We start from the raw sequence: 25,046 nt of genomic DNA on the forward strand, positions 1-25,046 counted from the left end.
ATCCAGCAAATCCGAAAACCGCATCCGTCGTACACCCTCGTGAATGGATGCCGTGCCCATCGTGCCCCCTTTGTTCCAGGGCACTAAAAACACGACACTTCACGAGCTACAAACAGGCGACAGATCACGCGCTACTGACACCACCCGTAACGCGCCTTGCCGTTGCCGGGCGCTGCGACTACGCTTGCCGCAAGAGCTCCGATTCCGAAGTTCGCAAGCTATTGCGGCCACTCCGATGCGAACTTCGGAATCGAAGGAGCTCTAGCAACTTATTGTTTTGAGTAGCGGCTTTGAATTTGAAGTTCCCATAACGAACTCACGGCGAAACTGATAGGAACTTCAAAATTCGCCGCACTAGCGATCAACAGGAGAAGGCGATGTCGCCAGCGGAAGCTCGTTTGAAGGAAGCCCCATCCGGAATGACCGACGCGGAGTGGGAACAGCGCGTCAATTTGGCGGCCTGTTACCGGCTGATCGCCTATTACGGCTGGGACGACCTGGTCGACACCCACATCTCCGCGCGCGTGCCTGGCCCCGAACATCATTTCCTCATCAATCCTTATGGACTGATGTTCGATGAAATCACGGCTTCGAGCCTGGTCAAGGTCGATCTCGACGGCAACCTGCTCACCAAGAGTCAGTACAACATCAATCCCGCCGGATTCACCATCCATTCGGCGATCCATGAGGTTCGCGAGGACGCTGGCTGCGTGATCCATCTGCACACGCCTGACGGCACCGCGGTCGCAAGCTCCGCGGAAGGATTGCTGCCGCTCAATCAGACCGCCCAGCTCGTGACCTTCGATCTCGCCTATCACGACTACGAGGGCATCGCGCTCGACCACGACGAACGCCCGCGCCTGCAGCGCGATCTCGGCGACAGAAATCACATGCTGCTGCGCAATCACGGGACGCTGACGGTCGGCCGCTCGGTTGCATCGGCGTTCGAGCGGATGTTCCACCTCGAGCGCGCCTGCACCATGCAGGTGCGCACCCGGATGCTGGGGCCCACCGCCTATCCGGTCGATCCTGACGTCATCGACAAAAACGCCCGGTTGCTCGACAACCCCGAGCGGGCCGAACTGCGCTCAACGATGCTGGTATGGCCGCCGCTCTTGCGCAAGCTCGATCGCCTCGACCCGAGCTACCGGAATTGAAAAGCCGGAAAATCCCGTGTAAGATGTTCTTATATACCTCTGCACGTTCAATCAAACGCCGCTCAATTCCGAGCGGCGTTTTCATATTCAGCGGTTCGGCTGCCCGGATTGGGCTGCGTAGTGCGGCATCAACTGCTTGCTGCGCGAACGCGACCTCCGGCTCTTTGGGATGACGGCCGTCGGAGAGAAGCCATGAAAATACGCATCATCGTCGTAGCCATTGCGGTGGCGCTGGCTGCGGTTTCGCCCCCGGCAACGGCGCAGCAGACCGATCCTCCCAAGCAGAGCCTCTCGGCCAAAATCAAACAGAAATATCTGGAGCGGCGGGCAAAGTTCGTGAGCCGCGTGAAGGACGTCTATTTTGCCGTCGGCTGCAAGGTTCTGCCGCGCGATGCCGGCACCCGGTCAGTGAACCGCAGAGACGCCGAACTCGCCAATATACGCGACCAGGCGGTGTTTGATCTGAAGGAAGACGAGGAACTCGTGGAAGCCGCGAAACAGGAGGGCCTGGAGCGAGCGGCCAAGCCCGGCGCGTGCGACTACTACCGCCGCCATCCCGAGGCCGCCGAAGCGCTGCGACGGGCAATGGACGACGCTGCAAAGCAATAACCGCCGCCCGGCATCGGGCCGTCGCACCTGACGCGACGGATCTATCCCGCCAGCGCGGCGAGAATTCTCGCCCAGGAACGAATGCCCTTGTGGAAGCTTCTGAGGTCGTACTTCTCGTTCGGCGAGTGGATATTGTCGTCGTCGAGCGCAAAGCCTACCAGCAGCGAGTCCAGACCGAGCGTGCGCTTGAAATCGGCCACGATCGGGATGGAAGCGCCCGACCCCATCAGCACCGCGTCCTTGCCCCACTCCTCCGCCAGTGCACGGCGGGCGGCCGCGAGCGGCTTCATGTTCCAGTCGAGTGCAACGGCGGGAGCATTGGAGTGATCGGTGAATTCCGCGCGGCAGTCGCCGGGTAGCCGCGCCGCGACGTAGTCACGAAATGCGTTCCGGATCTTTTGGGGATCCTGTCCCTCCACCAGGCGGAACGAGACCTTGGCGGACGCTTCCGCCGGGATCACGGTCTTGGACCCCTCGCCGATATAGCCGCCGACGATGCCGTTGACGTCGCAGGTCGGGCGCGACGAGACTTGTTCGATCAACAGACGTCCCTTCTCGCCGGCCGGGATCGAGAGCCCGATTGGCTTGAGGAATTTTTCGGGCGTCAAATCGAGCTTGCGCCACTGCTCCAGAACGTCAGGCGGCACTTCTTTGACGCCATCGTAGAAGCCGGGAATCGTGATGCGCCCGTTGTCATCGAAAATGCCGCCGAGAATGCGGGTCAGGACCCGGATCGGGTTTTGCGCACCACCGCCGAAAATGCCGGAATGCAGGTCACGGTTCGCAGCCTTGATCTTCACCTCCTCGTAGACCAGCCCGCGCAACGATGTCGTGATCGCCGGCGTATTGGGGTCCCACATGCCGGTATCGCATACGAGCGCATAGTCTGCCTTCAGGTCTGCCTTGTTCTTTTCGAGGAACGGAACGAAGTTTTTCGAACCGACCTCCTCCTCGCCCTCGATGACGATGGTCAGGTCGATCGGCAGCGACCCCGTCACGGCCTTCCAGGCGCGGCACGCCTCGACGAAGGTCATGAGCTGTCCCTTGTCGTCTTCAGCGCCGCGTCCAACGATAATTTTCCGGCCGTCCGCGTGATCGGCAACAACCGGGTCGAACGGCGGCCGATGCCAGAGGTTCAGCGGGTCGACGGGCTGGACGTCGTAGTGACCATAAAACAGCGCATGCGGCCGCCCGCCGCCCGATTTTCCGTTGGATTTGGCGACCACGGCCGGATGGCCGTCGGTTGGCCGTACTTCAGCGCTTAATCCCAGCGTGGCGATATCCTTAGCCAGATGTTGGGCCGCCACCTTGCAATCGGCGGCGAAGGCCGGGTCGGCCGAAATCGACTTGATCCGCAACAGCGCGAACAACCGCTCGAGGCTGGAGTCGAAATCCGCATCGATGCGGTCGAGAACTTCTTGAAGTTGTGCGGCGTCGGACATTTCCGATCTTCCTTCAGTTGACGGCGTTTCTGGCCTTTAGATCTACGGCAGGCTGCTGGATGCGGACAAGGAGCCCGCCTGCGGCACAGCCTTGTCCTCGAGAGGATGCAGGAGATGCCAGCCCAGCGCCCCGGCAAGCACGGCGGTGGCAAGGAAATTATTCCCAAGCGCCTGCAAGCCGTGCGGAAAAAACGGCAGCGCCAGGCCGAACAGGGCGCCCGCGACCGCCAATGCGGCCCAAGTGCCCTTGCGCGCGGCGTCGCGGGGATCATAGGCCGCCCGATGCACCAGAATGGTCAGCGGAAGGAACAACCATATGAAGTAATATTGGCGCGCGAGCGGCGAGGCCACCGTCATGAGGCAAAACAGGAGGCCGAGTTCCTCGGCGTCAGACCGCGGCGTCCGGCGCGACATCGGTGGCATCACCCCGATAAAGCCAGCGCCGATGACAGCCGCGATGCCCAACACGACCCAGTTGGCAGTCTTGAAATCGAGATCGAGCAAATTCATGTAGGCCGGCGTCTTATTCGGATTGTCCTGATTGTAGTCGACCGGACGCGTCAAGCGATGCGTCAATGCGATCAGCGATTGATTCATCCACGACCAGTTCTGGTCGTCGCGCTGTCCAAATCCCGCTTCCGAACTCGATCCGACCATTCCGTGGTACCAGGTCTTTAGTTCGGAGAGATTGTGCTGAAAGCCGCGTATCGGCGTCGGAATGGCAATCACCAGGACCGCCAGAAAAATCATCATGGTCGCAGCCGACTTCCATTGCCGCCGCCAGACGAGATAGGGCAGCACGGCAACCGGAAAAACCTTGATCGCCGTTGCCAGCGCAAACAGGATTCCCGAGCTCAAGGGCCGTTCCTGTTGCAACAGCCAGAACCCCGATAGCATCAGGGCGAGCAGGACCAGATTAGGCTGACCGAGATCGAACATGTCGAAGGTGAATGAGATCATGGCGATCGAGGGCAAGGCCGCGAGCCAGGGAGGTGCGACCTTGCCATCGCCCGTCATCGCGTTCGAAAGCTGTGCTGTGATCCACCATGCGGCGGCGTTCAGCAGCGAAAGGCAAAGATAGAGCGGAATTTTTCCGAAGGACGCCGGGATCGCGAGCAGGATCGCCGCCGGCGGCGGATACAGGAAGGGGAACGAGATGTGAGGATCGCGCGGATAGAGATCGCCTCCATGCAAGATCTGCTGCCCGGCCCAGAACCAGAGCGGATAATCCTTCGTTTTCCCGTGTCCGAAGATCTCGGGGCCGAGAACGTCGGCCGTCAGGATGAAGCAGCAGATCAGGAAAAGGATATCGAGCGGCGCTCGCAAGGACGGGAGTCTCAAAACGCCTCACTTTCTGAAAGTTGAAAAGCAATCACGCCGTATCGAGTCTTACCTGCGCAGCAGCCCGCCGAGTGCACCACGTACAATAGCGTGGCCGATCGAACCACCGAGCGAGCCGCCGACGGACTTGCCGAGATCGGCCACCACGCCGCCCACGACCTTGTTGGTCACCGAGCGCGTGACGCTACGCGCGACCAACTGGCCGGTGGACAATTTGCCGCGGGGCGTGTTGGCGCCGAAAATCGTCCCCACGATGCCGCCGATCTGCCCCAGGATTCCGCCGCCTGCGCCGCTCGCGCCCGCGACCCGCTTTTGCAAGACCTCGTAAGCGGATTCGGAATCGATTGCAGTGTCGTATTTGCCTTTCACGGGGCTGTTGTCGATGATGGTCCTGCGCTCCTCCGGCGTGATCGGTCCGATGCGCGCGGTCGGCGGCCGCACCATGACGCGTTCGACGATGGCCGGAATGCCGTTACCTTCCAGAAACGACACCAGCGCCTCGCCCTTGCCGAGTTGCGTGATCACTTGGGCCGTATCAAGCTTCGGATTGGGCCGGAAAGTCTGTGCCGCTGCGGCCACGGCTTTCTGGTCGCGCGGCGTGAAGGCACGGAGCGCGTGCTGTACACGGTTTCCCAACTGCGCGAGCACCTTGTCGGGAACGTCGACCGGATTTTGCGTGACGAAATAGACGCCGACGCCCTTCGAGCGGATCAGCCGCACGACCTGTTCGATCTTTTCCATCAGCGCCTTTGGCGCGTCATTAAACAGCAGATGGGCTTCATCGAAGAAAAACACGAGCTTTGGCTTGGGAGGATCGCCAACCTCGGGCAACTGCTCGAACAGTTCCGACAGCATCCAGAGCAGGAACGTCGCATACAGCCTGGGACTTTGCATCAGACGGTCCGCAACCAGAATATTGACCATGCCCCGGCCATCGCGGTCGGTACGCATGAAGTCTTTCAAGTCAAGCGCCGGTTCGCCGAAAAACTTGTCACCGCCCTGGTTTTCCAGCACCAGAAGCTGACGCTGAATGGTCCCCACGGTCTGCTTCGAGACATTCCCGTACTGTGTCGTCAGTTCGCCGGCATGCTCGGCGATGAAGGACAGGATTGCGCGCAGATCCTTCATGTCGAGGAGCAGCAATCCTTGCTCGTCCGCGACGCGGAAAGCGATATTGAGCACGCCCTCCTGGACATCGTTCAGATCCATCATGCGCGACAGCAAAAGCGGTCCCATCTCCGAGACGGTGGCGCGCACTGGATGCCCCTGCTCGCCAAACACATCCCAAAACACCGTCGAAAACTGGTCCACCTGGAACAAGAGCCCGATATCGGCGGCCCGCTTGAGAATAAAGTCCTTGGCCTCGCCGACTTCCGAGATCCCGGAAAGGTCTCCCTTGATGTCTGCCGCGAACACGGGAACGCCGGCGCGGGCAAATCCTTCGGCCATCACCTGCAAAGAGACGGTTTTTCCGGTGCCGGTTGCACCCGTCACGAGCCCGTGCCGGTTAGCCAGCGCAAGCGTCAGCCACGCCGACTGCTCGCCCTTGCCGATAAAAATCTTCTCGGCCGTATCCACTGTCTGGTTATCCGGTGTTGCCATCGCATCGCCTCTTGTGCACCTCAAGGCGCAGTCCAACACCGCACTTATATTGCATGTTGCAAGCCGATTGAAACCTTGAACGAACGAACAAGGAATGAAAACGCATTCCGTTCGAGGCACATTCGGCCGGTTTTTCGGCCCCGCATCATCAAGTTTGCAGCAAAACTTCTCAGACAATGCGAGAAACCGACGCTCGCCCTTGCATTGCTGCAACACTCGCCCTGCGATTCACATCAGCACGCGTCGTGATCGCTTGTATTTCGTCCCGCAGAAGATCAAGATAAATCTCAAATGGGGATCCGGCGGAATAAGCTGGCTGAGGACGGGGCGCAATGGACGAACTGACAGCTTGGCTGGCCTCCAAGGCCGGCGTCGAAGACGCCGTGGCCGAAAAAACCATCGGCATCATTCTTGGCTACCTTCGCAACGAAGGCCCTTCCGACAAGGTCCAGTCCCTGATCGACAAGATTCCCGGAGCCGAAGCCGCGATCTCCGCGTCGGAGAACAGCGGTGGTCTGGCCAGGCTGATGGGCGGCGGCCTGATGGCCGTCGGCACGCGGCTGATGGGGCTTGGGCTTGGCGCCGGCGACATCCAAAACATCGCACGTGAACTTTTCCGGTTTGGTCGAGACAAAATCGGCGAAGATCAAATGGGCGCGATCATCGCAGGAACGCCCGGCCTCAGCCAATTCGCTTGAAGTAGATTTCCGATCGAAAAATCATGACATATCCTATTTCCGAGATTGAAGGCCTTCCCTCCTTCGCAGCCGCCAAATTAAAGACGCTGGGCATTCGCACCACGGCCCGCCTGCTGGAAGCGGCAAGCACGGTGAAAGGCCGCAAGGCGCTGGCGGCCAAGACCGGCATCAGCGAACAGCAGTTGCTCGAATGGGCCAATTTTTCCGACTACATGCGGATACCCGGTATGGGTCGGGCCAAGGTCGGCTTGGTCCGCGCCGCCGGCGTTCCGACCGTTCGCGAACTCGCGCTGCGAAATCCGGCACGCCTGGCGCAGAACATGAAAGAAGTGAACGTCAGGCGCAAACTTGTGCGGGTCATGCCTTCCGAAAAGTCGGTTGAACAGCTGATCGCCAAGGCGCGCAAGCTTCAGCCCAAAATTACGTACTAAAGGCACGTCTTCAAGCGGGCGCGATCACCCCGGCCGCCGGGGCGGCGCGGCTACCGGTCCCTTGACACCCCGGCCCCGACCGCGCAAAGCGACCGCATGACCGCGACTTCGTCCGGAACCGCCCCCGCGGCACCTTTGGTGGATCGTCGGACCTGGCCGGAACGCCTGTCCCGACCGTATCCGCTGGTGATGGGGGTATTGAATATCACGCCGGATTCCTTCTCGGACGGCGGACACTTCATCGTGCCGGCAGATGCCCTCGCCCAGGCAAAGCGCATGGCTACTGAGGGCGCGGACATCATCGACATCGGCGCCGAGTCCACCCGGCCATACGGTGCGCAGCCAATTTCCGCCGATGAAGAGATGCGCCGTTTGCAGCCAATCCTGGCCGATGTCGTCTCACTCGGAATTCCCGTGTCGATCGACAGCATGAAACCGGTCGTTGTCGCCTGGGCGCTCGAAACCGGCGCCACTATCGCCAACGATGTCTGGGGCCTGCAGGGCGATCCGGACATGGCCGGGCTGATTGCACAGCGGCATTGCCCGGTCGTGATCATGCACAACCGCGATCGCGCCGACGCTGGCATCGACATCATGAAGGATGTTACCGAGTTCTTCTCGCGCTCGCTGGAGATTGCCTCACAAGCCGGCATTTTGCGCGAAAACATCGCGCTCGATCCAGGCATCGGTTTTGGCAAGACGCAAGAGCAAAGCATCACGGTGCTGGCCCGCTTGAACCAGTTCAAGAGCTTCGGCCTGCCGCTTCTGGTCGGCGCGTCGCGCAAGCGCTTCATTGCCACGGTTTCACCGTCCGAGCCGGATCGGCGGCTCGGCGGCTCCATCGCTGCACATCTGATCGCCACAAAAGCCGGTGCGCAGGTTATCCGGACCCATGATGTTGCGGAAACCCTGCAAGCCTTGCGCGTAGCCTCAGCCATCTGGGACAGGGAATGAGCGACACGATCTTCATCACCGGCCTCGTCATCCATGCGCGCCACGGCGTGATGGATCACGAAACCGAAGTCGGACAGCGTTTTGTCATCGACCTCGAACTGTCAGCCGATCTCTCGGAGTCTTCGCGTACCGACCGTCTGGCCGATACCGTCTCCTATTCGAACGTGGTGGCGACCGCGACCGCGGCCTTCAAGGACGTCAATTACAAATTGCTGGAACGCGCGGCAGGCGCCGTAGCCGACGCTGTGCTGACGGCCTTTCCGAAGATCAGCGCGGTCAAGGTCACCGTCCATAAGCCGCATGCGCCGATTGCGGCAATTTTTGACGACGTCGGTGTGATCCTGACCCGCACGCGGAAGCCCTGACGCGCGGCATGACCGATTCGAATACCAGCCTTCCACTTGTTCGGATCATGCTCTGATGGCGCATGCCCTGATCGCGCTCGGCGGCAATGTTGGCGACGTCCGCGCCACGTTCCGAAAGGCGATCGCCAATATATGCGGCATGACGCAAGGAGCCCTTCTGGCGCGCTCTTCCGACTACGCTACGCCGCCATGGGGCGACGTCGAGCAGGCCCCCTTCGTCAATGCCTGCATGGAGATCGATACCCCCCTGGATCCCCACGCACTGCTATTCGCGCTGCAAAAGATCGAAACCAAATTCGGTCGCGATCGCCAGAACGAACGACGCTGGGGACCCCGCACGCTCGATCTCGACCTGATCGCCTATGAGGACGTTTCGCTCGAGCGGCCGGAACTGACCCTGCCCCACCCCCGTTTGTTCGAACGGGCCTTTGTGCTGGTGCCGCTCGCGGAAATGTCGCCAGACCGCGTGATCGGCGGCCGCAGCATCGCATCCGCATTGGCCGAGCTGTCCACCGACGGAATCGAACGGCTTCCCGACGCTACCTGAGTTCAAAACACCGTTTGGCTTGGCGGCGCGCTCGTGGCAATTTCGGTGTCCATGATGGTGCCTTCCGAAATGACATCACCCGATGACCTAACCCTGGCCGCAGGTTTTGCGCCTGCGACTTATGACGACTGGCGCAAGTTGGTGGATGGCGTCCTGAAGGGCGCGCCGTTCGAAAAACTGGTCAGCAAGACCTATGACGGCCTGCCAATCGAGCCGATCTACCGGCGCGGCCGCAACATGGCTCCGATCGCCGGCCGGCCCGCGGCTGCCCCCTGGCGGGTCATGCAGCGGGTCGATCATCCCGATCCGAAGGCTGCCAATGCGCAGGCCATCCATGATCTCGAGAACGGTGCGAACGGACTTGAGATCGAATTTGCCGGCGGATCGGGAGCGCGCGGGTTTGGCATCCCCGACGCCACGCCCGACACCCTGAAACGATTGTTTGATGGCATTTTCTTGGATGCAGGGATTTCGATCGCCATCCATCCGGTGGTTGGCCGGGGAAATGCCGGCGAGACGCTGGCTGCGCTGATCGAGGAGCGCCGCATCGATCCGGCCCAGATCGACCTGCGCTTCAACTATCAGGCGCTGAGCACGATGGCCGTGCGCGGCCACGCCCCGGCGGCCTGGAGCGAGATGGCAAAGCCGTTTGCCGGCGTGGTCGGCGGATTGATGAAGCGAGGTTTTCGCGGGCCGTTCGTGCTCGCCGATGGTCGCGCGGTCCATGACGCAGGCGGCTCCGAAGCGCAGGAGCTGGCGTTCGCACTTTCGCTGGCGGTAGCTTACTTACGCATGCTGGAAGATGGCGGTATCGATCTTGAAGCCGCGCGCTCGGCGATCGCGTTCCGCCTGGCCGCAGACGCCGACCAGTTTTTGACGATCGCTAAATTCCGCGCACTACGCCTGCTGTGGGCTCGCCTTGAACGTGCATGTGGCCTCGAACCGAAGCCGGCCTTCGTCGCCGCCGAAACCGCATGGCGCATGCTGACCCAGCGCGACCCTTACGTGAACATGCTGCGCGCGACGATGGCGACCTTCGCGGCGGGGCTTGCCGGGGCGGACGCCATCACCGTGCTGCCGCATACGCTTGCGCGCGGATTGCCGGAGGCATTCGCGCGACGCGTCGCGCGCAATACACAGCTTGTGCTCCTGGAAGAATCCAATCTTGCGAAAGTGTCCGATCCTGCGGCCGGCTCGGGCGGCATCGAAAGCCTCACGCAGGCGCTATGCCAGGCAGCCTGGGCGCTATTCCAGGAGATCGAAAACGCGGGCGGTGCCTTTGCCGCGCTCGAGCAAAATCTGATCCAGCGCAAGGTCGCCGCCACTCGCGCGGCGCGTGAAGCCAATATTGCCCGGCGCAAGGACGTCCTGACCGGCGCCAGCGCCTTCCCAAACCTGAACGAGGCGCAAGTCGCCGTTCTTGACGTCAAGCCGGTCGAGCTTGCGCCTTATGGCGAAGCCACATTCAAATTCGACGCGTTGCCGCCAATGCGGCTCGGCGCGCCCTTTGAACGTTTGCGCGACCGTTCCGACGAAATCCTGAAAGCCAAGGGAGCAAGGCCCAAGGTCTTCCTCGCCAATCTCGGCACGGCGGCCGATTTCACGACGCGAGCGACCTTCGCCAAAAGCTTGTTCGAGACCGGCGGCATCGAGGCGTCAGGATCGGAAGGTTTTGGCGATCCAGCGGCGCTCGCAGCCGCGTTCAAGGCCTCCGGCGCCGCGCTCGCCTGCATCTGTTCATCCGACAAGGTCTATGCCGAACAGGCAGAAGTGGCTGCGAGGGCCCTTCAAGCAGCCGGCGCAAAGCTTATCTATCTGGCAGGCCGCGGAGGCCAGCAGCAATCCGCTTTGCGCGCGGCCGGTGTCGGCGATTTCATCTTCGCCGGCAGCGACGCGCTGGCAGTCCTGCAGCAAGCCTATCGGCTGACGGAGACGGCATGACAGAGGCGGTGAAATCTGTTCTTTCGGGCGGGTGCCAATGCGGCGCTGTTCGCTTCGCCTTGTCGACGCCGCCGACCAAGGTAAGCATCTGCCACTGCCGGATGTGCCAGAAGGCCGCGGGCGCTCCGTTCGCTTCTTTTGCCGAAGTCGAAAAGAGCAATTTCGCCTGGACCCGCGGCCAGCCGGCCGCGTTCCGCTCATCTTCGATCGCCGAGCGCGACTTCTGCCGGGACTGCGGCACGCCGCTGAGCTTCCGTCGCATCGACGGCCCGCGCATCGAGATCCTGACCGGCACCTTCGACAAGCCGGACCGGCTGGTTCCTGTGCGGCAATATGGCAGCGAATCCCGGCTCGGCTGGGTGGTCGCGATCGCAAACCTGCCGAGCCAGACCACATTGCAGAACTACGGCCAGCAAAAGCTGTCCACCATCGTCAGCCACCAGCATCCCGATCATGACTAGCCGCCGCGCGCCCAGGGACCAGATTGTGATAGAATGGCAGCCATGAGCCGCATACCGAACTTCGCTAATGTCGCATTCGAGCCGGTTGCGACTGCCACACCCGCCGGCAACGCGGAGCCCTGGCTCACGCCGGAAGGCATTCCGGTGAAGCCGTCTTACGGCGAGGCGGATCTTGCTGGTATCGACTTCCTCGACACCTGGCCCGGCATCGCGCCCTACCTGCGCGGCCCCTATCCGACCATGTATGTCAACCAGCCGTGGACGGTCCGGCAATATGCCGGCTTTTCGACGGCCGAAGATTCCAACGCCTTCTATCGGCGCAACCTCGCCGCCGGGCAAAAGGGCCTTTCGGTCGCGTTCGACCTTGCCACCCATCGCGGCTACGACTCCGATCACCCGCGCGTCGCGGGCGATGTCGGCATGGCGGGCGTGGCGATCGACTCGATCTACGACATGCGCACGCTGTTCGCCGGCATTCCGCTCGACCGGATGAGCGTATCGATGACCATGAATGGCGCCGTGCTGCCGATTCTCGCGCTGTTCGTCGTCGCGGCGGAGGAACAGGGCGTTCCGCCGGAAAAATTGTCGGGCACCATTCAGAACGACATTCTGAAAGAGTTCATGGTGCGTAACACCTATATCTATCCGCCGACACCCTCGATGCGGATCATCTCCGACATCTTCGCCTTCTCCTCGCAGCGGATGCCGAAGTTCAACTCGATCTCGATCTCCGGTTATCACATGCAGGAAGCCGGCGCGACGCAGGACCTCGAGCTCGCCTATACGCTGGCCGACGGCGTCGAATATCTGCGGGCCGGGCTCAAGGCCGGGCTTGACGTCGACCGCTTTGCGCCGCGGCTGTCGTTCTTCTGGGCGACCGGCATGAACTTCTTCATGGAAGTCGCCAAGATGCGCGCCGCGCGGCTGTTGTGGGCCAAACTGCTCAAGCCGTTCGGTCCGAAAGACCCGCGCTCGCTCTCGCTGCGCACGCATTGCCAGACGTCGGGCTGGTCACTGACGGCGCAGGATGTGTTCAACAACGTGATGCGCACCACGATCGAGGCCATGGCGGCGACCCAAGGCCATACCCAGTCGCTGCACACCAATGCGCTCGACGAGGCCTTGGCGCTGCCGACCGATTTCTCCGCACGGATTGCGCGCAACACGCAGCTCTTTCTGCAACAGGAAAGCGGCACCACGCGCATCATCGACCCTTGGGGCGGCTCGTATTATGTCGAACGGCTCACCCGCGATCTTGCGGCAAAGGCCTGGGGCCACATTGAGGAAGTCGAAGCGCTTGGCGGAATGGCGAAGGCGATCGAGGCCGGCGTCCCCAAGCTGCGGATCGAGGAAGCTTCCGCCAGGACGCAGGCCCGCATCGATGCCGGCAAGCAGGCGGTGATCGGCGTCAACAAGTACAAGCCGGTTGACGAAGCGCCGATCGATATTCTCAAAGTCGACAATTCGAACGTCCGGCGATTGCAGATCGACAAGTTGAAGCGACTGCGAGGCGAGCGCGACCAGAACGGCGTGGACGTTGCGCTGGCGGCGCTGACGCGCAGCGCCGGCGAAGGCAATGGCAATCTGCTGGCGCTTGCCCTCGACGCGGCACGGGCCAAGGCGACCGTCGGCGAGATTTCAGATGCCATGGAGAAGGTGTTCGGCCGGCACCGCGCCGAGATCAAATCCATCACCGGCGTCTACAAACGGGAGGCATCCGCCATGTCCAACCGCGTCGAGAAGGTGCAGGCGCTGATCGATGCGTTTGAGGAAGCCGAGGGGCGACGGCCGCGCATTCTCGTCGCCAAGATCGGCCAGGACGGCCACGACCGCGGCCAGAAGGTGATCGCCTCGGCTTTTGCCGACGTCGGCTTCGACGTCGATATCGGGCCGCTGTTTGCGACCGCCGAAGAAGCCGCCCGCCAGGCGGTCGAGAACGACGTACACATCCTTGGCGTATCGTCGCTGGCGGCAGCGCATCTGACCGCCGTGCCAGAGCTGAAGGCGGCGCTGAAGAAGGAGGGCCGCGAGGACATCATGATCATCGTCGGCGGCGTGGTGCCGCCACAGGACTATGACGCACTCTACAAGGCCGGTGCCGAGGCGATCTATCCGCCCGGCACCGTGATCGCCGACGCCGCCGAAGAACTGATCCGCAAGCTGAATGCACGATTGGGGCACAGCGAGGCAGCGGAGTAGCGCGCTTTTCAGGCAATTGTGCTAGCATTTTGTCATGAGCGACGTTGCAGACATCACCTTGGAAGAGATTATCGCCAAGCTACACGAGGTCACGCCGGCGATCAGAGCGGAGGGCGTGATCGGGCTCGCCGTTTTTGGATCACGGGCGCGGGGCGACGCACGGCCAGACAGTGATCTCGATATTCTCGTCGATACTGTTCCCCGCGGAGCGTTGCCAGCGTTTGACCTGTTCAAAGTAATGCATTTGATCGAGGACGCGACCGGCCTTCAAACCCAGATATCGATGCGGAGTTTGCTGAAGCCGCGCATTACGAAGCGGATCGCCGACGATATGATCGAGGTATTCTGAATGCCGCCGACCGTGGAAGACCGGCTGCGAGATATTCTCGAAGCAATCACCGAAATCGAAGATATGCTCGCCGGCGGCAACCTTGATCTGTTCACCGCTGACAAGACGCGCCGCACGGCGACGGAGCGATATCTGGAAGTGATCCGTGAAGCCGCACGGCGGCTGACTGATGATGTCAAGAGAGAGACGCCGGAGATCGTGCAAGATCATCATCCGCCGCTAAGATCTTTCGTCCAACGTCGCATTCGGGCATCCAGCTAACGATAGACATTCACGCTCGAAAACGACAATGACCAGCATCAAGGCTCCCGACATCAAAACCATTGCCAAGGACCTCCGCTCGGGCCATCGAGCAGCGCTGGCACGGGCTATTACGCTGATCGAAAGCCGGCGGAGCGATCATCAGGCGGCCGCGCGCGAGCTCGTTCAGGCCTTGTTGCGCAACACCGGCAAGGCCATTCGCATCGGCATTACCGGCTCGCCGGGCGTCGGCAAATCGACCACGATCGATACGCTCGGGATGTTCCTGATCGAGCGCGGCCACAAGGTCGCAGTGCTTGCGGTCGACCCCTCCTCGGCCCGTACCGGCGGCTCGATTCTCGGTGACAAGACGCGGATGGCGCGGCTATCAGCCTCCGACAGCGCCTTTATCCGTCCCTCGCCCACTTCCGGCACGCTCGGCGGTGTCGCGGCGAAAACGCGTGAGGCGATGCTGCTCTGCGAGGCGGCCGGCTTCGACGTCGTGTTGGTGGAAACCGTCGGCATCGGGCAGTCCGAAACCGCCGTGTGCGACATGACCGACTTTTTCCTGGCCTTGATGCTGCCCGGCGCCGGCGACGAATTGCAGGGCATCAAGAAAGGCCTCGTTGAACTGGCCGACATGATTGCGATCAACAAGGCCGATGGCGACAACGTCAAACGCGCCAATCTCGCGGCGGCCGAATACCGCGGCGCGCTGCACATTCTTTCGCCTCGTTCCGAGCATTGGCAGCCGCCGGTCGTGACCTATTCGGGTTTGACCGGTTCCGGCGTCGAGACGCTGTGGCAGAAGATTCTGGATCACCGCACCGCGATGAATGCTTCGGGCGAGTTTACAGGTCGACGTCAGCAGCAGCAGGTGAAATGGATGTGGTCGATGCTGGAGCAGCTGACCATGGCGCGGCTGCGTTCGGATGCTTCGGTGCGCGCCAAGGTGAAACGGATTGAAGCCGAAGTCGCGGGGGGGCGCGTTTCACCGGCGCTTGCCGCCGAACAGATCGCGGAGATGCTGCGGTGAACGATCGCCTGCGAATGCTAATTACCGGCTTCGGTCCATTCCCTGGCGCGCCATTTAACCCGACGGAACCGCTGGTCACGCGTCTGTTGCGGCTGCGACGGCCCTCCTTGAGCGATATCGAACTGATCGGGCATATCTTCCGGGTGACCTACAAGGATGTCGATCGCGAGTTGCCTAAACTGCTCGCGTCACATCGTCCCCACGCGCTGTTGATGTTCGGGCTGGCTTCGCGCACCGCGCATGTGCGGGTCGAGACTCGCGCGCGCAATGCGGTCACGACGCTGTGGCCCGACGCGGGCCGGTCAAAGCCGCGCAGGGGGTCGATCGCAGGTGACGACGACGCCATGATGTTCGGTCCGCACACGGACAAGCTGTTGCGCGCCGCACTCGCAACGGGCATCGATGCCCGTATCTCCCGTGACGCCGGCAGCTATCTCTGCAACTATTTGAGCTGGCGTGCGATCGAAGCAACCCAGCGGGAGAACGGTCCCTGCCTCGCCGCTTTCGTGCACATTCCTCTGTTTCCGCGCGGCGTTTCGCAGCAGAAAGTTCCAACGTTTGCGGTTGGCTTCGAGGAAATGGTCGATGCCGGCGAAGCCATGCTGTTGGAAATGGTAAGGCTGACACGGCAGGCAGTCAGAAGGCCGACAGCATCCTGAAAAGGAGCACAACTAGAACTTAATACAGCGAAGACGGGTCCGGAAGAGTCATGGCGATTCCATTGCGCATTGTCCCGTTCCAAGAACTCTTCCTCAGTTCGATCGCAGCTTGTTGAATTTTTTCTTCGGTCCAACCGTCAAATATATCGTGTTCTGGCTCAAATAGATTTGCGAAGAACACGTTTGAGGGCTCTTTCGTCGGGTCCTTACCTGCATATTGATCGTAATAGTAACGCCGGGCATGCCAGGCGATCATATCGGCAGCTTGCAGCGGCAATGTATCCTCGTCCTTTTGAAACCTAGGAAAACCAGATGCGAGTTCTTTCATTCCGTTAGGCGCAAGAGATATAAATCGTTCGTATTCCTTCATCAAAACACACCGAGATTCGTTGTCTTGAGTATCGAAAATGAATTCAATTTTGTCAGAAGCATAGAGGTGCTTGGTCAGATGTAGGAGTGCCGTCATCACACCGAAGAAGGAAAGAAAATATGGACGATCAAGCGCTTCAAGATTGAATTTACCGGTCATGATGCGCTGATAAGGTTCAATCGGAACGACTGATATGAAGCCGTGCATAACGTTGCGTTTGATCACCTTCGTAAGCTCAACTAATCGATTATCGCGGTCTTTTTCTGACCATCCGTAGAAAGGGCTCTTTCGATTTTTCAGTTGTACCGCATGCTTCATTTTGAAAGTAGCAAGGGCACGCGGTTTCTCCTGAGATAGAACGTGCTGCCATTCTTCCGAAAACGTCTGCCATCGCTCGGTAGTGGAAACATAACCTGCCAGTACGAATACCGGCGACTTACCGTCCCAACCGCTATCATCAATGTGAGCTTGAAGCATGATTAACCAAAACAACAAATGGTTGGATTGATCATAAGACAAAAGCGGATCGAAGAGAGCGGCATTCGGGTCTCGTCCCCCAACTTTTCCCATCTATCCGCACCGGATTAACCCTACCGCAAACAATCAACTTCACGAGCGCGAGCGCGCGACCGCTAACGGCGCAATTTCTTGCTACCTGTGAGACCCGCGAATGCGGGCATGTATAGGCCGGGGCCAAGCAATCATATGCCGCTCAATCGTCGCCATCTCTTCGGGTTAACTGCCACCGGCGCGGGGGCATTGGCCATATCGCCGCGGGCAATGGCAGCCCGACTGACGTCAGCACTCGGGCGCGATGCGACGCAATACGGCCTTCGCCCCGGCAACCCCGACGACCAGACCAGAACGTTGCAGCGCGCGATCGACGAAGCCGCCCGCGGGCAGACACCCCTCGCTTTGCCGCCGGGCGTCTATCGCACCGGCGCGCTTCACCTTCCAAATGGCGCGCAGCTGGTTGGCGTCCACGGTGCAACGCGCCTCGTTTTCAGCGGTGGGGCGTCGATGTTCACGGGCGAAGGCGCGAGCAACGTCAGCCTCGCCAATCTCGTCCTCGACGGCGGCAATATCCCGCTGCCGTCCCGCCGCGGTCTCGTGCATTGCCTTTCCGGCCATGACATCCGCATCACCGGCTGCGAAATCACAGCGAGCGGCGGCAACGGCATCTGGTTGGAAAATGTCGCAGGCGATGTCAGCGGCAATACGATTACCAAGATCGCCGTCACGGCGATCACGTCATTTGACGCGCAAGGCCTGACGGTCACGCGCAACACGATCCAGGACACCAACGACAACGGCATCGAAATCCTGCGCACATCGATCGGCGACGACGGCACGCTGGTGGCCGATAACCGCCTCGAGGACATCAAGGCGGGGCCAGGTGGCTCCGGCCAGTATGGCAACGCCATCAACGCATTTCGTGCCGGCAATGTGATTGTCCGCGGCAATCGCATCAGGAACTGCGACTATTCGGCCGTACGCGGCAATTCTTCCTCCAACATCCAGATCACCGGCAACAGCATCACGGATGTGCGCGAGGTCGCGCTCTATTCGGAATTTTCCTTCGCGGGCGCCGTGATCGCCAACAACATCGTGGATGGCGCGGCGCTCGGGGTTTCCGTCTGCAACTTCAACGAAGGCGGACGGCTGGCGGTCGTGCAAGGCAACATCATCCGCAATCTGCTGGCGAAGCGGCCGATCGGAACCGCGCCGGACGACGGCGGCGGCATCGGCATTTACGTCGAGGCCGATACCAGCGTGACGGGCAATGTCATAGAGAATGCGCCGTCGATCGGCATCGTTGCGGGCTGGGGTAAATATCTGCGTGACGTTGCGATCACCGGCAACGTGATCCGCAAAGCGCTTGCCGGCATCGGCGTTTCCGTGACGCCGGGCGCCGGCGCCGCGCTCGTCAACAACAACATGATTTCGGAGACCCCGCGCGGCGCGGTGGTCGGCCTTGATCATGCGCGGCCGATCACGCCGGATCTCACCACCGAAGGCGCGCCGCAATTCGCGCAAATAACCGTCGGCGCGAACGCCGTGCGAAAAGTGCCCTAGAAGGTATTTCGAAGCAACGGGTAGCGCGCGGCGACCGGCGCTACATCCAGTACGGCCGCGATGGGATCCGCTGGCAGCGGCCGGGCGGAAGGTACATCGCTCACAGTGTCGCCACCCGCAGCAAGAATTGAGACGATCTCCTGCGGCGGAAGAATCGGAACGTCCGCCATCCGCGGCAACGGTGCCGGACTGCGCCGCAATTCGTTCCGCGGCGGCGCCGTTCGGCCGCCGGCGATCCACGACAAGTCGATCGCACGGTTGTCGCGCGAGGCCTCACGCGACAGCAGATCGCGCCAGGTTTCGACGGCGGCCTTGGCCTCGCGGAGGTTATCGAGGAAGCCCTGCTCGCTGTGAAACCGGCGCCAGCGCCCTGTTTCGAAGAGTTCAGTGAGATATTCGAGCCGACGCTCGGCGAGATTGCACCAGCGCGCAACGATCTCGCGCCCTTTGGCCACGTCCAGTTGAGATGCCATAAATTTGCCCGCAAGAGGAAAGACGCGGACGCAACCGGAACGAATCAGCCGAAGTAACCAATATATTTTGTGGAAAACCCAAAGAATGTCCAGCGACATGCAACCGAAACGGCGCCGGAGACCGCCGCGTCGAGCCGCCTTGAAAATAAGAGACCCGTCCGGGGGGACAACCGGACGGGTCAAGCCATATGGGCGCTTGGGGTGGATGGGCGCTCGCGCCAGATATAGCTGTTGGGGAGGGATGATCGCTCCCCACGCTTATGGGTCGCGGCAAAGGCGGCGGGCGTTCAACGGCCGTTAAGAAATTTCGCCCGCTTGGCTTCACGTCCGCGCGAGCGGATTGACGCTGTTCAGGGCCTGGTTTGGCCCCTGTCCCGCCGGGATTCGTCGCCTGTGGGCTTGTCGGCCGCCATGGTCGGCGTCGAAAGCTCGCTGGTTGGCGCGGGTTCGGCCTCCGGCATTTCGGGCGCAGCCGGTTTCTCGGAGGCCGCGGCAAGTGGCATCGGCGAAACAGTGACCGCCGAAACGGCGGCAAAGGCATCTGCCTCTCCCGCCCCGAACTGATCGTCCGGACCGGGCGGACCGAGGTCGCGCGCCGTTTTCGTCAGGATCGCGCGCAACTCCTCCCGCTTCAGTGCCGGATTACGCTGCAGCATCAGCGCGGCAAGGCCGCTGACGAAGGCTGACGAAAACGAGGTGCCCGAAGTGACCTGGTACTTGTCGTCCGGCGCGGGGAGGAAGATGTCGACGCCCGGCGCCGCGACAGCGATGTAGTTGCCCCGGTTCGAGGCCGCAAACAACTTGTCCTGGGAATCGGTTGCGCTGACCGCGATGACATTCGCATCTGCTGCCGGGTAAAGCGGTGGCGATTTGGGGCCGGCATTGCCGGCGGCCGCAATCAGCACGACATTGCGGGCGGCGAGCGCCGCAAGGCCGCGCCCGACCAGCCCGTCCTTCGGACCGGCAAAACTCATATTGATGATCTGGGCGCCGTAGCCTGCTGCAAGATCGAGCCCCTTGAGCAGCACGTAGGAGGAACTCTCCACCCGTTTGCCTGAGGTGCCGAAGGCGCGGATCGCCAGAATGCGCGCCGCAGGCGCGCTTCCCGTCAAACGCACATGCGCGACGATGGCGCCGGCAACGCCGGTGCCATGGGCATGGGGACCGTCTTTGCTGCCGAGCGCATCGAAAGACGTGATCGCCGCGCCGGCAAATTCGGGGTGTTTGAAATCGACGCCGGAATCGATCACGGCAACCGTGACATTGGCGCCCTCCGCAAGCGCGTGGGCCTGCGTCAGACGCAGCTTTAGTTGCGGATATTGCGCCGCGTCGCCCTCGCCTGCCTTCTGGTCCTGAAGGGCGTAGCGGAGGTTGGGCTGAACCGAGCGAACGCTGCCATCCTGCGCGAACTCCCGGCTTGCGGCCTCGAGGGTCTTGCGGCCGGTGACGCGGAACAGCCCGATGGTCGCCCCGAGCAGTTCAAAATTCCGGGATTCGATCCGCCGCAGGCCGTGGCGCCGAGCCAGCGCGTCGGCTTGCCCTTCGGACAAGGCGCCATCGATCTCGGCCACGATCTCGTTGGCAATCGCGCGCGAGGCAAGGGAAGCGCCCGTCGACGAACTCGCGGTCCTGCTTTTCGTCTTGCGGCCGTTGCTGCCGGCCACCTGGCCCGAACAGTTGCCGCTGTCGCGATCGGCCGCGATGCAGGGCGATTGAATGCGAAAGCCGTTTCCGTTCAATCCAGTTACGGCACGGCCGCCGAGATTCGGATTGATCATGATGTGCGGGCCTCGATCGAGGTTCGGCGCGCGCGAGGAAATGTTGAGATTGGGCGAGCGTATGATGCTCTGCGCTGACGCCGGCGTGGCGCCCCACCCGGCCAGCAGCAATAGCTCGGCCAGCAACGACAGCGTCGCGGCTGGTTTTCGCGGCCGCCATGTATCTCCAGTTCGGCTCATGTGAATTGAGACCTAAGAGCACGCCGGTTCGCTCATGGCGTCGCCACGGCGAGACTGACGATCTTCTCGTTCTGCAATCGGCTCAGGAGCTTTGCGAACTCGTCCTTCGACATCGCGGCGTTGGCGAATTGCAGGCGGAACATGCCACCCCTGGCACCGTCGACGATCGAGGCCTGATATTTGTCAAGCAGCCCCGTCACGTCGCTGATGCGTGCATCCGGCGCAAACCGCACCAGCGCGCGCGGCGGCGGCGCGGCGGACAGGTCGCGGCTGGTCGGCTCGTTCATGCTCAATGACGCAGTCTGGAACGTGGACGGCCGATTATCGATCAGCACCGCGGCAATCACGCCCGCCTGCAAAACGACCACGAGCGCGCCGAGGCTGGCGGACCATGCCAGTGTCCGCGGCGAAAGGTTTGAAAACAGCGCGGCAAACCGCGCCGCGAAGTTCGAGGAAGCGCCCGGCTTCCGCGCCGGCTCCGCATCGATTGCGGCAAACAGCTTCTGCATGGCGCGCACCGACGGCGCCCCCAGGCTTTCGTTCAGATCGATCGTTCCGGCATATTCCTCACGGATGACGGCATATTGCCGGGCAAGTTCGGGATCGTGGGCAAGCGCATCCTCGACCTTGCCGGCATCGCGCGCGTTCAGCGTGCCAGCCGCGTGCCAAGGCAGCAGCAATTCGATCTCGCCGGGTTCCTGCTCCACGATCTTTTTGCTCGCAGCCATCATGGCCAGCCTCGCTCTATGCCCGCTGCCTTCAGCAGTTCGGCCAGTTTCTTGCGTGCGTAGAACAAGCGGGTCTTCACGGTATTCTCCGGTATGCCGATAATTCCCGCGACTTCTTCAACGGACTTCTCGTGATAGTAGACGAGATCGACGATCTCCCGATGCTCGGCCGATAGACGGCCCAGGCACTTACGCAACGCTTCACCGGTATCCTTCTTCTGTACGCTCACCTCGGGATCGTCGGACGTATCCTCAATGGCGCCGGCAGCCTCGTCGTCCAGCTCCGCATCTTTCTTGCGTCGGAGCGCCGACAGCGCCTTGAATCTCGTGATGGCCAGGAGCCAGGTTGAAACCGCGGACCGTCCTTCGAATTTCCCGGCCTGCCGCCACACATCCAGGAAAACTTCGCTGATAAGGTCTTCGGCAACCTGTTCGTTCCGAACGAGCCGGAGCCCAAACCGGAACACCCTGACGTGATGGCGTCCATACAGCACTTGCATCGCGAGCCGGTCGCCTTGGGCGATCCGAGCGATCAGAGTGGCGTCCGAAGCAGCCGGTGTCGCGCTCAATGGCCGTCTCGCAAGGTTGGTCGAATGAGTGAGGCGGGTGGTTCGATCGGAAACGCAAGATTCTTCAAGCTAAAGCAGTAGCGCAGATCAATCTGTGATTTCCCGCACGGAAAAGCCTTTACCACCATTTGACGCGTTGCCGGTCTCGGTACTATAATACGTCTCGGCTCTCGGATTTGGCCGCGCCTTTTGCCCGGCGATCACAGTGGCCCGCAACGCGCGCAAATCCGATTTTTCCCGTCCGAACAAGGGTCAAGCAAGCCCTTCGGGGTCAGATTTCATCCTGAAAGATACCAAACCTAAAGGCTTTGCCTCGTAGATTCCGACCGATTGCTTTCATCATCGGCGAATTTATGGGAATCGCTGCGTCGCCTGTTTTGAATCCGACGGCGGAAACGCCAGGCGGCGTCGGCAAAAAGCTGACGGCCGATGCGCTTTCGCGCCGGTCGCGGCAGCGGCGGCAGATGCAGGGGATGATCGGCGCCAGCTACGTCGTCGATGCCATTATCCTGCTCGTCTATGCCCACGCCGGCACCACATCGGCGACCATTGGTCCGGCGTTCGCGATCTGCGGTCTTCTGTCGGTGACCGGCTATGTCGCGCTGTCGGAAGCCGGGATCACCGAGCGCTTCCGGGACCATTATCTCGTCGTTCCCCAATCAATCGTCAGCATGATCATCATGCTGGCGTTCACCTATATCGCGCCGGAAGTGGGCGCGATGTTCCTGTGCACGCTGTTTGTCGTATTTGCCTTCAGCTCGCTGCGCGCGACGCCCTGGCAAACAGCGGTGGTCTGGACGGCGATGGCGCTGGGCCTTGCCGGGCTGTTCCTGCTGACGGACAAGCCGATCTCGCTGCCCCATCAGACCTATCTGGAACGCTTCGTGACCATGACGGTGTTCATCCTCACCATCGGGCGCTGCATGTTCATCGGCATCTTCTCCAGCGCGATGCGTGATTCGCTCTACAAGAGCGGGCTTGCGCTGAAGGAAGCCAACAAGCGTATCGAAGAACTCGCCGAACTTGACGATCTCACCGGCTCGTTCAATCGCCGCCGCATCATGCGTTTCCTGGACGACGAAATCGCGCGGGCCCAGCGCGTCGATGCGCCCTGCTCCATCGCGCTGATCGATCTCGACTGGTTCAAACGGATCAACGACACCTATGGCCACCCGATCGGCGATGAAGTGCTCCGGACATTCGCCATCACGGTCTTCGCCAATATCCGCGCCGTCGACCGGTTCGGCCGCTATGGCGGTGAGGAGTTCCTGCTGCTGCTTCCCGATACGCCGCGAGAGACTGCGGCGCGCATGCTCGACCGGTTGCGGGAGATCATTGCCGATCTCGACTGGAGCGCGTTCTCACCCGGCATGCGGGTGACCGTTTCCGCCGGCGTTGCCTCGCTCAATCCGAACGAAACCGCGGACAGCTTTCTCGCCCGCGCCGACAGCGCGCTTTACAAGGCCAAAGCACAGGGACGCGACCGCATCGCAAGCGCCTGATTTCCATCATTCATCCCCAAGGCCGAAGACGCCGCGGGTCCGCACGACAGCTACTCCAGGACAGAGTCATGAGTTTGAATTTGAAATCCGTCTCCACCTCCGAAGGCCTGCTTGACGAATTGCAAGACACACTGGCCCACGGAACCGTCGCGCGCCGCGTCGAAACACTGCGCCGGGTCACGGACCTCTTCATCAGCGGCGCCGTCGAATTTTCCGACGATCAGATCGCCTTGTTTGACGACGTGTTCCAGTGCCTGATGCATCACATCGAAATTTCCGCCAAGGCACTGCTTTCCAATCGCCTCGCGCCGATCGACCGCGCCCCTCCGCTGACCGTCCGTGCGCTTGCGTTCGACGACCTGATCGAAGTTGCCGCGCCTGTGCTGTCTCAATCCGAACGCCTCGACGACGATGCGCTGATCGAGACCGCACAAAACAAGAGCCAGGCCCATTTGATGGCGATTTCGACCCGCAAGGTTTTGAGCGGCGCCGTCACGGACGTGCTGGTCCAGCGTGGCAACGACGAAGTGGTTCAAAGCGTCGTCCGCAACCCCGGAGCCGAATTTTCCGAGCGCGGCTATACCCGGCTCGTCAACCGCGCTGAGGGCAACGACGGCATTGCAACCTGCGTCGGCCTGCGCCCCAACATTCCGCGCCACGTCTACCTGAAGCTGATCGCCAAGGCTTCGGAAATGGTGCGGGCAAAACTCGAAGCCGCAAACCAGCCGATGGCGCAGGAAGTATCCAACGCGGTACGGGAAGCGACGCGGTTGGCGCGCTCCGCGCCATCGGCGATGAGCCAGGAAACCGCGATCGCGCACGCCCTGGTCAAATCGCTGTACGACGACGGCCGTCTGGACGAAGATCAGGTGGCCGCATTTGCCGATGCGGGCAAGTTCGATGAAGCCAACGCTGCCATTGCCGCTCTCGCCAGTGTTTCGGTTTCGATCGCCGAGAACATGATGGTGGAGACCCGAGCTGAGGGGGTCATGATCCTCGCCAAGATTTCCGGAATGTCATGGCCGACGGTCAGATCGATCATCAAGATGCGCGACCAACTGTCCGGCAAGGAGCCGTCCGATCTCGAAAGCTGCAAGGCCACCTATGAGCGGCTTCGTCCCTCGACCGCGCAGCAGGTGCTTCGCTTCCACCGCATGCAGCAGACCGCAACGCCGCCTGCGGCCTGAGCCGGTCGCATCGCTAGATGTGGGCTTTCAGGAGGTTGTCCATTCGGCCCTGACCGGGAACTCTGAAGTCGCCAAACCACCAGCGATTCGCGGAGAACCGAATGGACACCCACAAGAATGCCCCCCTGACGCCCAAAGGTCGAGAGGCCATG

The 25,046-nt window shown here is 61.5% G+C and carries 25 protein-coding genes; 17 read left to right on the forward strand and 8 right to left on the reverse strand.

Annotated elements, in window-relative coordinates; translation table 11 throughout:
• Nucleotides 1–377: 377 nt before the first annotated feature.
• Together M6D32_RS24310 and M6D32_RS24315 are read left to right on the forward strand one after the other, a co-directional pair.
• Nucleotides 378–1,157 carry a class II aldolase/adducin family protein gene (locus M6D32_RS24310; RefSeq protein ID WP_298261105.1) on the forward strand — a complete coding sequence of 260 codons (780 nt, stop codon included), beginning with the start codon at nt 378–380 and terminating at the stop codon, nt 1,155–1,157.
• Between the two features lie 192 nt (nt 1,158–1,349).
• Complete coding sequence (locus M6D32_RS24315; RefSeq protein ID WP_298261107.1) at nt 1,350–1,766, forward strand: hypothetical protein; 417 nt, start codon at nt 1,350–1,352, stop codon at nt 1,764–1,766.
• A 41-nt stretch (nt 1,767–1,807) separates the two neighbouring features.
• Here M6D32_RS24315 and M6D32_RS24320 read toward each other — a convergent pair whose 3' ends face one another.
• From M6D32_RS24320 to M6D32_RS24330, 3 genes are read right to left on the reverse strand one after another with little or no spacing between them, the layout of a single operon-like run.
• Nucleotides 1,808–3,208 (reverse strand): M20/M25/M40 family metallo-hydrolase, encoded by a 1,401-nt coding sequence (locus M6D32_RS24320; protein WP_298261109.1) that lies wholly within the window; start codon nt 3,206–3,208, stop codon nt 1,808–1,810.
• 42 nt (nt 3,209–3,250) lie between these two features.
• On the reverse strand, nt 3,251–4,549 hold the full coding sequence (locus M6D32_RS24325) for a glycosyltransferase family 87 protein (RefSeq protein ID WP_298261111.1): 1,299 nt from the start codon (nt 4,547–4,549) through the stop codon (nt 3,251–3,253).
• 48 nt (nt 4,550–4,597) lie between these two features.
• Nucleotides 4,598–6,151, reverse strand: coding sequence for a helicase HerA-like domain-containing protein (locus M6D32_RS24330; RefSeq protein WP_298261113.1), 1,554 nt, complete (start codon nt 6,149–6,151; stop codon nt 4,598–4,600).
• A 332-nt stretch (nt 6,152–6,483) separates the two neighbouring features.
• Here M6D32_RS24330 and M6D32_RS24335 point away from each other — a divergent pair, with 332 nt between their 5' ends.
• The 12 genes from M6D32_RS24335 to M6D32_RS24390 all read left to right on the forward strand — a co-directional run bounded on the left by M6D32_RS24335 (nt 6,484) and on the right by M6D32_RS24390 (nt 16,031).
• On the forward strand, nt 6,484–6,849 hold the full coding sequence (locus M6D32_RS24335) for a DUF2267 domain-containing protein (protein ID WP_298261115.1): 366 nt from the start codon (nt 6,484–6,486) through the stop codon (nt 6,847–6,849).
• A 23-nt stretch (nt 6,850–6,872) separates the two neighbouring features.
• Nucleotides 6,873–7,280: a DUF4332 domain-containing protein gene (locus tag M6D32_RS24340; protein WP_298261118.1), complete on the forward strand. Its 408-nt coding sequence runs from the start codon at nt 6,873–6,875 to the stop codon at nt 7,278–7,280.
• 96 nt (nt 7,281–7,376) lie between these two features.
• Nucleotides 7,377–8,234 (forward strand): dihydropteroate synthase, encoded by an 858-nt coding sequence (folP, locus tag M6D32_RS24345; RefSeq protein ID WP_298261120.1) that lies wholly within the window; start codon nt 7,377–7,379, stop codon nt 8,232–8,234.
• On the forward strand, nt 8,231–8,599 hold the full coding sequence (folB, locus tag M6D32_RS24350; protein ID WP_298261122.1) for a dihydroneopterin aldolase: 369 nt from the start codon (nt 8,231–8,233) through the stop codon (nt 8,597–8,599). Before folP ends, folB begins: the two co-directional genes overlap by 4 nt.
• A 55-nt stretch (nt 8,600–8,654) precedes the next feature.
• Nucleotides 8,655–9,146: a 2-amino-4-hydroxy-6-hydroxymethyldihydropteridine diphosphokinase gene (folK, locus tag M6D32_RS24355; RefSeq protein ID WP_298261125.1), complete on the forward strand. Its 492-nt coding sequence runs from the start codon at nt 8,655–8,657 to the stop codon at nt 9,144–9,146.
• A gap of 69 nt (nt 9,147–9,215) precedes the next feature.
• Nucleotides 9,216–11,087: a methylmalonyl-CoA mutase subunit beta gene (locus M6D32_RS24360; RefSeq protein ID WP_298261128.1), complete on the forward strand. Its 1,872-nt coding sequence runs from the start codon at nt 9,216–9,218 to the stop codon at nt 11,085–11,087.
• Nucleotides 11,084–11,548 (forward strand): GFA family protein, encoded by a 465-nt coding sequence (locus M6D32_RS24365; protein ID WP_298261130.1) that lies wholly within the window; start codon nt 11,084–11,086, stop codon nt 11,546–11,548. Before M6D32_RS24360 ends, M6D32_RS24365 begins: the two co-directional genes overlap by 4 nt.
• Before the next feature lie 42 nt (nt 11,549–11,590).
• Complete coding sequence (gene scpA / locus M6D32_RS24370) at nt 11,591–13,747, forward strand: methylmalonyl-CoA mutase (RefSeq protein WP_298261132.1); 2,157 nt, start codon at nt 11,591–11,593, stop codon at nt 13,745–13,747.
• Nucleotides 13,748–13,781: 34 nt separating this feature from the next.
• Nucleotides 13,782–14,096, forward strand: a complete 315-nt coding sequence (locus M6D32_RS24375) for a nucleotidyltransferase domain-containing protein (RefSeq protein WP_298261134.1) — start codon at nt 13,782–13,784, stop codon at nt 14,094–14,096.
• Complete coding sequence (locus M6D32_RS24380; RefSeq protein ID WP_298261135.1) at nt 14,097–14,357, forward strand: HepT-like ribonuclease domain-containing protein; 261 nt, start codon at nt 14,097–14,099, stop codon at nt 14,355–14,357.
• Between the two features lie 28 nt (nt 14,358–14,385).
• Nucleotides 14,386–15,372 (forward strand): methylmalonyl Co-A mutase-associated GTPase MeaB, encoded by a 987-nt coding sequence (gene meaB / locus M6D32_RS24385; protein ID WP_298261137.1) that lies wholly within the window; start codon nt 14,386–14,388, stop codon nt 15,370–15,372.
• Nucleotides 15,369–16,031, forward strand: a complete 663-nt coding sequence (locus M6D32_RS24390; protein WP_298261139.1) for a pyroglutamyl-peptidase I — start codon at nt 15,369–15,371, stop codon at nt 16,029–16,031. Before meaB ends, M6D32_RS24390 begins: the two co-directional genes overlap by 4 nt.
• A 19-nt stretch (nt 16,032–16,050) precedes the next feature.
• Here the strand turns inward: M6D32_RS24390 and M6D32_RS24395 are convergent, their stop codons facing one another.
• A complete protein-coding gene (locus M6D32_RS24395; RefSeq protein ID WP_298261141.1) occupies nt 16,051–16,971 on the reverse strand; it encodes a DUF3800 domain-containing protein in 921 nt (306 codons plus the stop codon).
• Nucleotides 16,972–17,106: 135 nt separating this feature from the next.
• Between M6D32_RS24395 and M6D32_RS24400 the strand changes: the two genes are divergently transcribed.
• Nucleotides 17,107–18,477, forward strand: coding sequence for a TIGR03808 family TAT-translocated repetitive protein (locus M6D32_RS24400; RefSeq protein WP_298261143.1), 1,371 nt, complete (start codon nt 17,107–17,109; stop codon nt 18,475–18,477).
• Here the strand turns inward: M6D32_RS24400 and M6D32_RS24405 are convergent.
• From M6D32_RS24405 to M6D32_RS24420, 4 genes are all read right to left on the reverse strand, one after another.
• Nucleotides 18,474–19,049 (reverse strand): TIGR03809 family protein, encoded by a 576-nt coding sequence (locus tag M6D32_RS24405; RefSeq protein WP_366145860.1) that lies wholly within the window; start codon nt 19,047–19,049, stop codon nt 18,474–18,476. The genes M6D32_RS24400 and M6D32_RS24405 overlap by 4 nt on opposite strands.
• Nucleotides 19,050–19,300: 251 nt before the next feature.
• On the reverse strand, nt 19,301–20,908 hold the full coding sequence (locus M6D32_RS24410; RefSeq protein ID WP_298261145.1) for a S8 family serine peptidase: 1,608 nt from the start codon (nt 20,906–20,908) through the stop codon (nt 19,301–19,303).
• Between the two features lie 32 nt (nt 20,909–20,940).
• The gene (locus M6D32_RS24415; RefSeq protein WP_298261147.1) at nt 20,941–21,639 is read right to left on the reverse strand and encodes a hypothetical protein; all 699 of its coding nucleotides are present in this window, start codon (nt 21,637–21,639) and stop codon (nt 20,941–20,943) included.
• Nucleotides 21,636–22,205, reverse strand: coding sequence for a sigma-70 family RNA polymerase sigma factor (locus M6D32_RS24420; protein WP_298261148.1), 570 nt, complete (start codon nt 22,203–22,205; stop codon nt 21,636–21,638). Before M6D32_RS24420 ends, M6D32_RS24415 begins: the two co-directional genes overlap by 4 nt.
• Nucleotides 22,206–22,558: 353 nt before the next feature.
• Here M6D32_RS24420 and M6D32_RS24425 point away from each other — a divergent pair, with 353 nt between their 5' ends.
• Nucleotides 22,559–23,707 (forward strand): GGDEF domain-containing protein, encoded by a 1,149-nt coding sequence (locus M6D32_RS24425; RefSeq protein WP_298261150.1) that lies wholly within the window; start codon nt 22,559–22,561, stop codon nt 23,705–23,707.
• A 68-nt stretch (nt 23,708–23,775) separates the two neighbouring features.
• The gene (locus tag M6D32_RS24430; RefSeq protein WP_298261152.1) at nt 23,776–24,894 is read left to right on the forward strand and encodes a DUF2336 domain-containing protein; all 1,119 of its coding nucleotides are present in this window, start codon (nt 23,776–23,778) and stop codon (nt 24,892–24,894) included.
• Nucleotides 24,895–25,046: the final 152 nt, after the last annotated feature.

It is taken from the genome of Bradyrhizobium sp. (assembly GCF_027307225.1).
Taxonomy (GTDB): Bacteria; Pseudomonadota; Alphaproteobacteria; order Rhizobiales; family Xanthobacteraceae; genus Bradyrhizobium.